Source organism: Pseudomonas sp., from assembly GCF_040514055.1.
Classification (GTDB): Bacteria; Pseudomonadota; Gammaproteobacteria; order Pseudomonadales; family Pseudomonadaceae; genus Aquipseudomonas.
In genome coordinates this window covers 1-13,230 of sequence record NZ_JBEVDL010000049.1, presented here as the reverse complement: position 1 = coordinate 13,230, position 13,230 = coordinate 1, and the positions used below count along the sequence as shown (strand labels likewise).

The 13,230-nt window shown below is 61.8% G+C and carries 13 protein-coding genes; 9 read left to right on the top strand and 4 right to left on the bottom strand.

Translation table 11 applies throughout. The annotated features are described in order from the left end of the window. Nucleotides 1-14: 14 nt before the first annotated feature. Together ABWY06_RS12100 and ABWY06_RS12095 are read right to left on the bottom strand one after the other, a co-directional pair. A complete protein-coding gene (locus ABWY06_RS12100) occupies nucleotides 15-680 on the bottom strand; it encodes a glutathione S-transferase family protein (protein ID WP_353925815.1) in 666 nt (221 codons plus the stop codon). 68 nt (nucleotides 681-748) lie between these two features. Then, nucleotides 749-1,588: a peptidoglycan DD-metalloendopeptidase family protein gene (locus ABWY06_RS12095; RefSeq protein WP_353925814.1), complete on the bottom strand. Its 840-nt coding sequence runs from the start codon at nucleotides 1,586-1,588 to the stop codon at nucleotides 749-751. Nucleotides 1,589-1,841: 253 nt separating this feature from the next. On the opposite strand from ABWY06_RS12095, the gene ABWY06_RS12090 reads away from it, so the two are divergent. After that, nucleotides 1,842-3,866: a DEAD/DEAH box helicase gene (locus ABWY06_RS12090; protein ID WP_353925813.1), complete on the top strand. Its 2,025-nt coding sequence runs from the start codon at nucleotides 1,842-1,844 to the stop codon at nucleotides 3,864-3,866. An 18-nt stretch (nucleotides 3,867-3,884) separates the two neighbouring features. Here ABWY06_RS12090 and xseA read toward each other — a convergent pair whose 3' ends face one another. After that, nucleotides 3,885-5,264 (bottom strand): exodeoxyribonuclease VII large subunit, encoded by a 1,380-nt coding sequence (gene xseA / locus ABWY06_RS12085; RefSeq protein WP_353925812.1) that lies wholly within the window; start codon nucleotides 5,262-5,264, stop codon nucleotides 3,885-3,887. A 108-nt stretch (nucleotides 5,265-5,372) separates the two neighbouring features. Here xseA and ABWY06_RS12080 point away from each other — a divergent pair, with 108 nt between their 5' ends. The 8 genes from ABWY06_RS12080 (at nucleotide 5,373) to ABWY06_RS12045 (ending at nucleotide 13,131) form a co-directional block, all read left to right on the top strand. After that, entirely contained in the window at nucleotides 5,373-5,930 is a 558-nt protein-coding gene (locus tag ABWY06_RS12080; protein WP_353925811.1) for a sugar ABC transporter ATPase, read from the top strand. Nucleotides 5,931-6,054: 124 nt separating this feature from the next. Beyond that, a complete protein-coding gene (guaB, locus tag ABWY06_RS12075) occupies nucleotides 6,055-7,524 on the top strand; it encodes an IMP dehydrogenase (protein ID WP_353925810.1) in 1,470 nt (489 codons plus the stop codon). 211 nt (nucleotides 7,525-7,735) lie between these two features. Then, a complete protein-coding gene (gene guaA, locus ABWY06_RS12070; RefSeq protein ID WP_353925809.1) occupies nucleotides 7,736-9,316 on the top strand; it encodes a glutamine-hydrolyzing GMP synthase in 1,581 nt (526 codons plus the stop codon). 891 nt (nucleotides 9,317-10,207) lie between these two features. Then, entirely contained in the window at nucleotides 10,208-10,582 is a 375-nt protein-coding gene (locus ABWY06_RS12065) for a hypothetical protein (RefSeq protein ID WP_353925808.1), read from the top strand. 149 nt (nucleotides 10,583-10,731) lie between these two features. After that, on the top strand, nucleotides 10,732-11,100 hold the full coding sequence (locus tag ABWY06_RS12060; RefSeq protein WP_353925807.1) for a hypothetical protein: 369 nt from the start codon (nucleotides 10,732-10,734) through the stop codon (nucleotides 11,098-11,100). A gap of 100 nt (nucleotides 11,101-11,200) precedes the next feature. Next, nucleotides 11,201-11,761 carry a DUF4303 domain-containing protein gene (locus tag ABWY06_RS12055; protein ID WP_353925806.1) on the top strand — a complete coding sequence of 187 codons (561 nt, stop codon included), beginning with the start codon at nucleotides 11,201-11,203 and terminating at the stop codon, nucleotides 11,759-11,761. A gap of 82 nt (nucleotides 11,762-11,843) precedes the next feature. After that, a complete protein-coding gene (locus tag ABWY06_RS12050; protein ID WP_353925805.1) occupies nucleotides 11,844-12,722 on the top strand; it encodes a WD40 repeat domain-containing protein in 879 nt (292 codons plus the stop codon). Between the two features lie 205 nt (nucleotides 12,723-12,927). Then, nucleotides 12,928-13,131 (top strand): VOC family protein, encoded by a 204-nt coding sequence (locus ABWY06_RS12045; RefSeq protein ID WP_353925804.1) that lies wholly within the window; start codon nucleotides 12,928-12,930, stop codon nucleotides 13,129-13,131. Here ABWY06_RS12045 and ABWY06_RS12040 read toward each other — a convergent pair. Beyond that, nucleotides 13,128-13,230: IS3 family transposase (locus tag ABWY06_RS12040; RefSeq protein WP_353925838.1), on the bottom strand; the 103-nt coding region annotated here is incomplete at its 5' end. The two genes, ABWY06_RS12045 and ABWY06_RS12040, sit on opposite strands and share 4 nt — an antisense overlap.

Here is a 13,230-nt window from a genome sequence, read left to right as displayed (position 1 = left end):
CGCGGCGGTGCAGGTCAGGCATAGGCGTATTCGCCGCCTTTTTCCAGGGCGCGCTGGTAGGCTGGGCGCGCGTGGATGCGCTGCAGAAATGCCAGCAGGCGCGGTCGGCTGCCATCCAGGCCAGCCCGCGCGGCGGCGGCCTCCAGGGGGAAGCTCAGTTGGATATCGGCGACGCTAAAGGCCTCGCCGGCGAACCAGGTGCTTTTGCCCAGTTCGGCCTCCATATAGTCCAGGTGCTGGCGCAGCTGCGGCTCGATAAAGGTGCTTTTCACCTTGCGCGAGATACCGCGGGCGATGGGTCGGACAAAAAACGGCATGGGGCTGCTTTCCAGCTTGTCGAACACCAGCTTGAGCAACAGCGGCGGCATGGCCGAGCCTTCCGCGTAGTGCAGCCAGTAGCGGCAGCGCAGGCGTTCCGCGGTGCCGGCGGCGGGCAGCAACTGCGGGCCGTAACGTTCCGCCAGGTACTCGACTATGGCGCCGGACTCGGCCAGGGTGAGCTCGCCATCGTTGATCACCGGTGATTTGCCCAGGGGGTGCACGGCACGCAGGGCCGGTGGTGCCAGCAGGGTTTGCGGATCGCGCTGGTAGCGTTCGATGTGGTACTCCAGGCCCAGCTCTTCGAGCATCCACAGCACACGCTGGGAACGGGAGTTGTTCAGATGGTGGACGGTGATCATAAGAACCTCAGCGGGATGGTGAATTGCCTGGAGCCTAACGCCCCTGTTCCTGCTTGTCGTCCGCCGGGTCAGGGCTGGAAGGCGCCGATAAAGATGGCCGGGTCGACCCGGGCATCGTTCAGGCTGACGTTCCAGTGCATATGTGGTCCCGTGGCCCGCCCCGTCGCACCTACCTTGCCTACCACGCCGCCGCGTGGCACGGCCTGGCCGAGTGTCACATCGACCGCGGAAAGGTGGCAGAACATGCTGATCAGGCCTTGGCCGTGGTCGAGAAACACCGTCCTGCCATTGAAGAAGTAATCGCCAAGCAGCAGCACCTTGCCGGTCGCCGGGGCCTTGACCGGAGTGCCGGCCGGCACCGCGAAGTCCAGCCCGGAATGCGGGTTACGTTCCTCGCCGTTGAAAAAGCGGCGCAGGCCGAAGCGGCTGGACAAGGGACCGTTCACCGGTTTATCCAGCAGCAGGTTGCTGGGTGTTCCCGGGCTGAAGACCTGGTAGGCGCGGGTCTGCTCGGCCAGCTCACGCTCGATGCGTTTGAGGTTGGCGGCATTGGGATTGACCTGCTGGGTGTTTTTCAGGGTGATGCGCTGTTCGGCGTATTTTTTCCCCGTCACGTTGAACGCCAGGGTGCGGCTGCCCTGAGCGTCCTTGACCTGCAGCTGCTGGGCCCCGGGTTTGACGGTCAGGCCAACGCCGACGATGGCGATCCAGCGGCTGCCGTCTTCCTTGATCACCAGCACCGGTTTGTCCTGGTAGCGGGCACTGGGCGTCGTGTCGGCCGGGCCCAGGTCGAGCACCGCGACGCCGCCCGGGACCGGGTGGTGGAGCAGGCGGCTGATAAACCCCTCGGCCGAGGCCGATTGAGTCACGCAGAGCAGGGCAAGGAACAGGATGGCGGAGCGGATCATGGTGACAGCCGACTGGAGGCGAAGCCGCCTATGCTGGCGCAAAGCGCCGGAGTAGGAAAGGGCCGTCACCGATGCGCGACAGGCCACCCCGCCGTCGGTGCGCGCGTTTGCCGCCATTCGCCAGGGGCCGGTGGAACCCGCCGCCATGATCCGGATCACAGGCCTTGTCGGCTGCGGTCGTGCAGGCTTCACCTGGACCCGGCCTGCCGGCACACTGCACCTCATCTCTGCGCCCCCATATAAGGACCCTGACATGTCGGACTCCGAGCAACACCGACGGCTGGCCCTGGTCCAGCACGCGATCGATGCACTGGACCATGCCGCGGCGCGCCGCGTCTTGGCCGAGCTGGTGACGAACCCGCCGCTGGAGCGCGATCTTTACCTGGACTGGCACCTGTGCCAGTTCTGGTTGCAGCTGTCCGACGCGGACGAGGCGCTGGCGGCACTTGATCGTTTTCGCCAGGGGCTGTTGACCGCAGACCTGCACCCGGCGCGGCGGGCGGCCGAGCGCCGGGACTACCTGCTGCTCAAGGCCGAGGTGCTGCTGGGGCTGGAGTGCCGGGCCGAGGCGCGCCCGCTGGTCGAGGAGGCGCAGTGCTACGGAGACTGTTGCGGACCCGACGACAGCTTCTACCTGGGCGGCAAGCTGGCGTTGGAGGCGGGTGATGAGCGCTCCGCCGCGCGCCAGTGGCACTTTATGCGCCGCAAGCTGGGCGACGAAAGCCACGACGAGGAGTTGCGGCGGGTGCTGCTCAAACAGCTCAACGGCCCGCCCTTGCAGCATGCCTGGTGGCATCTGCTGGCCCTGGAATGCGATTACGGGGCGCGCGACAGCCTGCTCGAAGCGGCGCAGCGCCTGCTCGCGGTGTCGCCCGATGCCGAGCAGCAAGTCTGGTTGGACCGCTTGCACGCCGACCAGGCCGCCGACGCCGGGGACCGGGATGGCGCCATTACGTTGTACCGGCAGGCCCTGTACCCCGGTCCCGGCAGCCCTCATGCCGATCTGCGCGCACTGCTGCCCTGCGCCCGCCTGCTGTATCAGCGTGACGGGGTCCAGGCCCTGGTCGAACTGCGGATTCCCGGCGGTGGCATGGCCTTCGACTATTACAACCTCGGCTGCCTGCTGTCCCAGGAGTACTACGAGGACAGCTACCCCACCGACGATCAATTGAAAGTCGTTTGGCGCCGGCTGGCACAGGACAGCTATAGCCAGGGCAACGCCCGTTTCGAGGCGTTTTTTGCCAGCCCCGTGCGGGCCTGGGGCAATGGCGCGACGCACACCTATTCCATGCTGCTGAACAACCTGGCCATCCTTTATGAGGGCCAGGGCCGCCACGAAGAGGCCTTGCGCTGCCATGACACCGGGCTGGCGGTCAGCCCCTTCGCCGAGCACTGGAGCGGCAAGCGTCTTAACCTGCGGGCCCTCAAGCGCTGGCCGGAGCACTGCGCCAGCGTGCGGCAGCTGGTCTGGTACCAGGAGGAGTGCGGCTACGACCGTTCGCCCCTGGACTATGACGAGTTGCAGGGCAGTGCCGTGCGTGCCGCCTGTGGCTTGCCGGTGGAGCACCATCTGGCCTATCAGCTGGAGCGCTGGCGGCAGGCGCCGGTCCCTGCCGCGCAGGCCCCCGAGGCCGAACGGGAGGCATTGCAAACGACGCAGCAGCGGCATCTCGAGGTATTGCTGGGTTGGTTCGATTTCTGCGACACCGCCGAACAGCGCCTGGCCGTGGCCGAGGCGGTGCGCGCTGGCCTGGAGCAGGTGCAGGGGCTTACCGGCGATCAGGTCAGCCGCTTGCGTGCCCGCCTGGCCCATGCCCTGGGCGATACGGAGGAGCTGGCCAGGCAGTTGCAGGCCCTCGAAAGCGGCCAGACCCTGGTGCGGGTTTTGGGCGCCGCCTACTTGCTGGTCAGGCAAACCTTGACCCTGGGGCGCCATATGAAACGCCTGGGCCATGAACGGCCCCTGGCCGATATTCGCTCGCTGTTTCTGATGTACGCGCAGCGCTGCGGCGGCCAGGCCCTGAAGGCGGCGCTGGCGTTCCAGCGCCAGCAGCCCTCGGAGGCGCTCAAGGCGATCGACTGGGTGTTGGCCCATCGCAGTCACTGCGAAGCCAGCGACCTGCTGGTGCTGCTGCCGATCTGCCAGGCCTTGGGTCGCGATCAGCACGCCCGGCTGTTGCTCGCCCAGTTGCACCAGCAGCGCGAGGACCTGAACGAGCGGCAAGCGGCCCACGGCGCGCGCTGGAGCGCCGCCTTGGGCGAGTCCCTGGAGTTTTAGGCTGGGGGGCGGCGTGACTTAGTCCAGCAGCGACAGGGTCACCGGGGCCAGATGGTTGTCCTCGACCCGCACGTCCAGCAGGCCTTCGCTCAGGCGTGCCTGCAGGCGCTGGCCGGGGCGGGTCTGTTCGGCGCTGCGCACCGCCTGGCCACGTTCGTCCAGCAGGATGCTGTAGCCCCGGCCCAGGGTCGCCAGCGGACTGACCACCTGCAAGGTCTGCACCTGGCTCTGCAACTGCAGGCGGCGTTCCTTGAGAATCTCGCGCATGGCTCGCGGCAAGCGTTCGGCCAGGCTTTCCAGGCGCTGCCCGAGCAAGGCCAGGCTGCGCTGGGGATGTTGCCCGGCCAGGCGGGTCTGCAGGTGCCGCAGGCGTTCGTGGCGGCTGCCGAGCTGGCGCTCGAAGGCGCGGCGCAGGCGCATGTCCAGGTCGTCGACGCGCTGGGCCTGCTGGCGCAGGCGCTCGCCGGGATGGCGCAGGCGTCGGGTCAGGTTATCCAGGTGCTGGCGGTCATGGCGCAGGCGATCCTGCAGGCGCAGCACCAGTCGGCGGTGCAGGCTGGCCAGGCGCAGCTGCAGGTCGCCGACATCCGGCGCCAACAGCTCGGCCGCCGCGGACGGCGTGGGCGCGCGCACGTCGGCGGCGAAATCGCTGATCGAGACATCGGTCTCGTGCCCCACGGCGCTGACGATGGGCGTGACGCAGGCTGCCACCGCGCGCACCACGCTCTCCTCGTTGAAACTCCAGAGGTCTTCCAGCGAACCGCCGCCGCGGGCCAGGATCAGCGCGTCGAAGCCGCGGCGGTCGGCCAGCTGCAAGGCCCGAACGATCTGCGCGCTGGCCTCGCGGCCCTGCACCGCGGTGGGGATCAGGGTCAACTGCACCTGGGGCGCGCGCCGGCGGAACACGCTGATGATGTCGCGGATCACCGCGCCGGTGGGTGAGCTGATGATGCCGATGCGCTGGGGGTGGGCCGGCAGCGCTTGCTTGCGCTCGACGGCGAACAGGCCCTCGGCCGCGAGTTTTTCCTTCAAGGCCTCGAAAGCCAGGCGCAGCGCGCCGTCACCAGCCGGCTCGACGCTGTCGAGAATCAACTGGTAGTCGCCCCGGCCTTCGAACAAGGACACCTTGCCCCGCACCTTGACTGCCAGGCCATCGCGCAGCGCCTGGCGCACCCGCACGGCGTTCTGCCGGAACAGCGCGCAGCGCACCTGGGCCTGGCTGTCCTTGAGGGTGAAATAGACGTGGCCGGAGGCGGGTTTGGCCAGGTTGGAGATCTCCCCCTCGACCCAGATGCTGGCGAACACGTCCTCCAGCAGCACCCGCGCGCGGCCATTGAGCTGGCTGACGCTGAGCACTTCACGGTCGAGGTTCAGGCGTTGGAACGGGTCTTTGATCATGGCCGGCATCATAGAGGTTTTGCCAGGGCGATCCAAACCGGGGCACTGCGCCGCGCGGCGCGACTGGTAAACTGCGGCCCTCTTCCTTTGTCGCGCAGCCGCTTGACCATGCATCTTACTCAGCAATCGATCCTGGTTCCCCAATTGTCCAGCGTGCCGGCTCACGAGGCCCGGGCGCGGTTGATGCTGCGCTGGCTGGTGCAGCGCAATATCGTCGAGGCCCAGGCCAGCACCTGCGCCCATGGTGGCAGCCGCATGGGCTACGCCCCGGCCGCGGGGGCCCGGGTGATGGCCGGGGCGGTCGCCGACAGGCTGCCCTTTGGCCAGGCCTGCAACGGTCTGGAACTGGTGACCAAACGCTGCATCTTCACCCCGCAGCAGGGCTTTCTCGGCGAGGCCGGTTGCCCGCAGTGCCGGCGGGAAATCGGTGAGCCGCTGTTCGACAGCCTGGAAGAGTGGATGCCGGGCCTGACCGATACCTTCAGCTGTCCCGACTGCGGCCATGAGGACGACATCAACGGCTTCCTGTTTTTGCAGCCCTGTGGTTTTTCCAACCTGGGCTTTATCTTCAACAACTGGGACCCGGCCTGTTTCAGCCCGCTGTTCCTCGAGGAGTTCGCCGAGCGCCTGGGCCATCCGGTGACCCTGGTGCAGGTGCGCCTGTAGCGCAGGCGCCGGACGCGATAGCGCTCATTGATGGCAAATCGGCATTTATGCGGTTTACATTGAGCCAAGGGGGGCGCGTAGGTATAATGGCGCGCTTCCATTTTCCCGCCCGGGAGCCCCCGCCATGCTGCGTATCAGTCAAGAAGCTTTAACCTTTGACGATGTACTTCTAATACCTGGTTATTCCGATGTCCTGCCCAAGGACGTCAGCCTCAAGACCCGACTGACACGCGGCATCGAGCTGCATATTCCGCTGATCTCCGCGGCCATGGACACCGTGACCGAAGCCCGCCTGGCCATCGCCATGGCCCAGGAAGGCGGCATCGGCATCATCCACAAGAACATGACCATCGAGCAGCAGGCGGCCGAAGTGCGCAAGGTCAAGCGCTACGAGTCCGGCGTAGTCAAGGACCCGATCACCATCGAGGCCGACGCCACGGTGCGTGACCTGTTCGAGCTGACCCGGCAGAACAATATCTCCGGCGTGCCGGTGCTGTCCGATGGCGACTTGGTCGGTATCGTCACCTCCCGTGACGTGCGTTTTGAAACCCGCATGGATGCCAAGGTGCGCGAGGTGATGACGCCCAAGGAGCGCCTGGTCACCATCCGCGAGGGCGCCGACAAGCAGGAAGCCCGTGAGCTGCTGCACAAACACCGCATCGAGCGTGTGCTGATCGTCGACGGCGCCTTCAACCTCAAGGGCATGATGACGGTCAACGACATCGAAAAAGCCAAGGCCTACCCGCTGGCCAGCAAGGACGACCAGGGTCGCCTGCGCGTCGGTGCCGCGGTCGGTACCGGTCTCGACACCGGTGACCGGGTCGCCGCACTGGTCGCCGCCGGGGTCGACGTGGTGGTGGTCGACACTGCCCACGGCCACTCCAAAGGCGTGATCGACCGCGTGCGCTGGGTCAAGCAGAACTTCCCTGAGGTGCAGGTCATCGGCGGCAATATCGCCACCGGCGACGCCGCCCTGGCCTTGGTCGAAGCGGGCGCCGATGCGGTCAAGGTCGGTATCGGCCCTGGCTCGATCTGCACCACGCGCATCGTCGCCGGTGTCGGCGTGCCGCAGATCTCCGCCATCGCCAACGTCGCCGCCGCGCTGCAGGGGTCGGGCGTGCCGATGATCGCCGACGGCGGTATCCGCTTCTCCGGCGACCTGTCCAAGGCCATAGTCGCTGGCGCGTCGTGCGTGATGATGGGTTCGATGTTCGCCGGCACCGAAGAGGCGCCGGGCGAGGTCGAGCTGTTCCAGGGCCGCTCCTACAAGGCCTACCGTGGCATGGGCTCCCTGGGCGCTATGGCGCAGACCCAAGGCTCGTCCGACCGCTACTTCCAGGACTCCTCCGCCGGCGCGGAAAAACTGGTGCCCGAGGGCATCGAAGGCCGCGTGCCGTACAAGGGCCCGCTGACCGCGATCATCCACCAGCTGATGGGCGGCCTGCGCGCCTCCATGGGCTACACCGGCTGCGCGACTATCGACGATATGCGCAGCAAGCCGGAGTTCGTGCGCATCACCGGGGCCGGCATGGCCGAGTCCCATGTGCATGATGTGCAAATCACCAAAGAGGCCCCCAATTATCGGGTGGGCTAAAAAATGGATGTGCCGCTGCTGCGCTTGAGTTGGCGGCGTTGCAGGGCGACTCGAAATGCTCATTGGCTCCAGCCAACTGCGCTTTCTCATCGCCCTGCACCTTGCCACCTCGGCGCTCGCGACGTGGCAAATCCATTTTTGATTATTTAATTGGCGCGGGGCTGTTGATTCAGCCCCGTGTCATTTGTGAATTCCGCAACGAGAGACGGCCATGGCTCATCACGATATCCACGCCCACCGCATCCTGATCCTCGACTTCGGCTCCCAGTACACCCAGCTGATCGCCCGCCGCGTGCGCGAGATCGGCGTGTACTGCGAACTGCACCCCTTCGACATGGATGACGAGGCGATTCGCGCCTTCGCCCCGCGCGGCATCATCCTCGCCGGCGGACCCGAGTCGGTGCACGAAGCGGACAGCCCGCGGGCACCCAAGGCGGTGTTCGACCTGGGCGTGCCGGTCTTCGGCATTTGCTACGGCATGCAGACCATGGCCGAACAACTCGGCGGCAAGGTCGCCGGTTCCGATCTGCGCGAGTTCGGCTACGCCCGGGTCGACGTGGTCGGCAAGGCGCGCCTGCTCGACGGTATCGAGGACCATGTGGATATCGACGGCGTGCTGGGCCTGGACGTGTGGATGAGCCATGGCGACAAGGTCACCACCTTGCCCACGGGTTTCCATATCCTGGCCAGCACCCCGAACTGCCCGATCGCCGCCATGGCCGACGACAAGCGCGCCTACTACGGCGTGCAGTTCCACCCCGAGGTGACCCACACCACCCAGGGCGGGCGCATCCTCTCGCGTTTTATCCTGGATATCTGTGGCTGCCAGGCACTGTGGACCGCCTCCAATATCGTCGACGACGCCATCGCCACGGTGCGCGCCCAGGTTGGCAGCGCCAACGTGCTGCTGGGTCTGTCCGGCGGCGTCGACTCCTCGGTGGTCGCGGCGCTGCTGCACAAGGCCATCGGCCCGCAGCTGACCTGTGTGTTCGTCGACAACGGCCTGCTGCGCCTGCACGAAGGCGAACAGGTAATGGCCATGTTCGCCGAGAACATGGGCGTCAAGGTGATCCGTGCCAACGCCGAGGCGCAGTTCCTCGACAACCTGGCCGGCGAAGCCGACCCGGAGAAGAAGCGCAAGATCATCGGCCGCACCTTTATCGACGTGTTCGATGCCCAGGCCTCCAAGCTGGACAACATCAAGTTCCTCGCCCAGGGCACCATCTACCCGGACGTGATCGAGTCGGCCGGCGCCAAGAGCGGCAAGGCCCACGTGATCAAGTCGCACCACAACGTCGGCGGCCTGCCGGAAGAGATGAACCTCAAGCTGGTCGAGCCGCTGCGCGAGCTGTTCAAGGACGAGGTGCGCCGCCTCGGCCTGGAGCTGGGCCTGCCCTACGACATGGTCTACCGCCACCCCTTCCCGGGCCCGGGCCTGGGCGTGCGCATCCTCGGCGAGGTGAAGAAGGAATACGCCGACCTGCTGCGCCGCGCCGACCATATCTTTATCGAAGAGCTGCGCAAGGCCGACTGGTACCACAAGGTCAGCCAGGCCTTTGTGGTGTTCCAGCCGGTGAAATCGGTGGGGGTGGTCGGTGACGGCCGTCGCTACGCCTGGGTTGTGGCCCTGCGCGCGGTGGAAACCATCGACTTTATGACCGCCCGCTGGGCACACCTGCCCTACGAGCTGCTGGAGACCGTCAGCGGCCGCATCATCAACGAGATCGAGGGCATCTCCCGCGTCACCTACGACGTCTCGAGCAAGCCGCCAGCAACCATCGAGTGGGAATGATTTAGAAAGCTTCGGGCGCTATCCGTAGGATGGGTGGAGCACAGCGATACCCATGCGGATGCGTAGGATAGGTAGGGCACATCGATACCCATGCAGATGCGTAGGATAGGTTGAGCACAGCAATACCCATACAGATGCGTAGGATGGGTGGAGCGTAGCGATACCCATGCTGGGGTGCGGACGCTCTGGACAAAAAAAAGCCCGGCCTCCGCCGGGCTTTTTTATGCGCCTAGCGCATCATCTTGTCGTTGCCTGTCGTTTCGACCTTGGCGCGCTGAGCGGCACCCTACACAAGGCCGTTGTACCCTGACCTTAGCCCGCCGGGTGGGTGGGTCACGCAGAAGCCGGTCTGGAAAACCAAGGCTCACCCGCCGTACGGCGTTACTCCCGCGGACAGGCGCCTCGATGCAAAAGGGCTTTTGTAAAAATGCTCTCCGCGCAGTAGTGATGCGACGGCTGGTGACCTTCGCTTGGCTGGGGTCGCGTACTGGATTATGCTCGGCCAACGCAAGGGACTGTCAGCCAACCCCCCTCTGCGACAGGAAACGCCGCCATTACCCTGTCTATCAATATTGTTCAATCGTCAGACCCGTTGTAGACAAGCCGTAATAATACAACCGAATCACTGCGCGGAACAGTTCGCGCAGGCGAGGATTGGCGGCTGGGCTGTCCCTCGATCCCGTTCTCCAGTATTTTTGTACAGGGGAATTAGTGGTGTCGAGAATGGAAGTCAAGCGAGTACGGGTGTAAGCGATAGGTTGATTTCAAGTCGCTGACTTGTATGGTTTTTTATTAGTGTAGCGCCGTGCGGACGGATTTATCTAGAATCTACTGTTATGAAATACCACAGAGTTTCACCTAACCGCTTTTCGGCATCGCAGGCAGAGAATAATGGGTTTCGTAGCAGAGGCAATAGAAGAGCCAGTAACTCGCTTCCCGACCGAACATGAGTATGCAAGGCAAAGGGTTACGGATAGCTGTAAAAATATGAGATTCGTTAATGAGGTTAAAGGTGCAGTTGTTTATTTGATATCTATAAATTCTGTATTAAAGGGGTTGGATGAGGTTGAAGGGTTGTTGTTTTTCAACTCAAAGCCGGTAATTTTTTCAGGATCAAGGTATGGCGGTCACCTAGCTTGTGAAATTAAACTCGAGAAAATATCTATCCCTCAAGAATTAAATCAATATGATAAAGAGATTTTGGAAGTGTTAAAGGAAGGACTCAGATGCTGCGTTGAATGGTATAAAATAGCATTTTGGTCATAATGTCTGCCTGTGCTATTGTACGGTTCGAAATTAGCTATGCATTCAAGGCGCTAACTCCGTTCGCCCGTTCGCTTGTATCAGTCAAGCAGGTCCCTTGGTTTAGCCGAAATGTTAGCGGCTATATAATGTCCGGAAACAGGAGTGTCGATATGGGAAAGCTAGTTGCTCATCCATTGGTTGTCGTGCTGGGGGCACTGGTTTCCTCGGAGCTGCTGGCGGAAGAAAATAACATGCCCGTAAATCCCCCTGTTTATCATGCGCTAACGGAGTGCATTACTTCGAAATTTTATGATGGGGGTTATACTGTTGGTGACGAGGCCCGAGAGGCCCTGATGACGGAAGTGTCGGCCCTTAAGGGGCAGCCTCCCTATTCTGAAGCGTTGTATGAAAAAATACGGAATTCAGATATTTCGACAGCGGAGTTTATGCCTGTGTATTTAGAGTGTATAGGTGGAGACCTCTACGAAAAAGTTAATGCCCTTGCAGCAAAACACGGCGTGGAGTCAGAGGAATATTAACCTAGTGAAGCGTTCATCGTACTGATCGGGTCCGCGGGGTCGGCGTTACGCCGTTTCTTCGCTTGATCGTTGATCACGCTGAGCGTCAGTAGGAGGCTGCATGGTTGCCGTGAATTGGGTCGAATTTGAACGAGAGTGGATCGATGCGATCGCATTGGCCTGCTCAGAGATCCGAAACGAATCGCCCCAAGAGGAGCTGTACGCAGGGGCTTTCTGGCTTCTTTACGGTGACTACAAGTCGCTCCTCGTCCCGGCATTTGCCTTAAACTGTGAGGCCCATGCGACGCTCACCGAGGAAAGCGGCCAAGCGATTGATGTCCGTTGGGATCCGTCAGAGTGGAAATGGTCTAGTGTGGACCAAGCCGTTGAGTATATGCGTCCGCTCTACAAGCAGTTTATCGACCTCGACATTTCGGCGGAAGACTTTGAACAACTGTGGGAGTCGCATGCGGCCATGCTGGCAAAAGTGTGTCGGACGACGACGTCCTGTGCCCGTGCAAGGTCCGGAAAATTTTCCAACATAGAGCTCCCTTCAAAGTTCCTGGTGGGCATCATCGATTGGGCCCAGGGCGATGACCTGCCGAAATTATTGCGGCTTAGTCTGTCAGAAGAAGTGCTTGTCGAACATGACACGCTGCTGCTTGAAGCGCTGCGTACCTGATCCCCAACCCTTCAATCGAGAGACGCCGCCCGGCAAACGGTCATCGCCGCGCATGTCGAACGTGATATCAAACGGATGTAAAATGAATAGTGCCTCAGAACAGCTGCGCCGCGCCCAACCCTTGACCGCCAAGGCAGTGGGTTTTATTTTTGATCAGGGCGTTGCCGTCTGGGCAAACTGGGATCGGCTGATCGTTCGGACAGAACAAAATCAGGTCCTGCTGGATTACGAGATACACAGATATATGCTGCATTCCCGAATGGAGTTTGTCGATAATCGATATTTGGTGGTGCCGTTCGGCACCGATATCATGGTGGCCGGATTCAAGGTCTATGATTTCCAATTCGGCCAATGGACGCTTGATATCGAATTTGAAATTCACAATGAGAGCGGATTTTGTGGTGTACATCCGGCTGTCGCAGTTATTGCTGTCGAGCAGGACGAAAAACTGGAACTATGGGATCTGCTTACAGCACAACGTGTTTCCGTAATGGCCATCTCGGACTCAGCCAATGTCGCTGCATTAGGTGGCCCTGGGGATAAAATCGCAATCGGGGCTTGGGAAAATATCCTGATTATTGACCAGGGGCGAGAGGTCTTGTCTGCTCGGGTCTGTATGGGGGACGTAACGGCATTGGCGTGGAGTGTGTCGCAGACCTCGCTTCTGCTTGGCGATGCAGGTGGAAATTTTATGCAGATAGAAGCCGCCGCCTTACAAGTGACACACTCATTCGGTCGTGTCAGTGGGGGAATAGAAAAAATTCGAGTATCGCCCGATGGCAAAATAGCGATCGCCATAGGATATGATGGGCAGGCCCTTTTGGTGGCTTGTGCAGATGGTTGGATCGCTCAAATGGCGGATGTCTTCGATGCGGCTTTTTCGCCTGATGACGCTGATTTCTTACTTGTTGCTGGGTCGGTAGGGATGAGACGCCTTGCCATAAGTAGTTTAAGGGCTTGATTGCCTCACGGGAAAGAAAGCCCATCAAGCCGGGGGCACCTTTGTCCCTGTTCTGTCGTTGCACTTAGTAAAGGGTAAGGATCTGATCGTTGTAGATTGGCGTAGCCAGCAGATGCTTGTATCTATTATTGATGATGGTAAGACAGAAACATGGCTTCCTTGCTGGGTTCAATAGTTCATTAAATTTAGGCGCTAGAGTACTCTCATGCTTCATCACATCTCCCTTGGTGTCCGTAATTTAGCGTTGTCCGGTGCGTTCTACGATGCAGCACTCGGCGCACTTGGCTTTCGACGAGTGTTCGACGGCGACGAATCAATTGGCTATGGCTTGATTGATAATCAGGACGTGTTTCTGTTAAACCTTGAGGCGAATCCTGATCTTACCCAGCAATCGTGGACACAGGTTTAAGCACTCAACCGGGCCTCGTAGGCTTCCGGACTGATGTGCCCCAGCGTGCTATGACGCCGCTGACGGTTGTAGTCGGTTTCGATGTATTCAAATACGGTT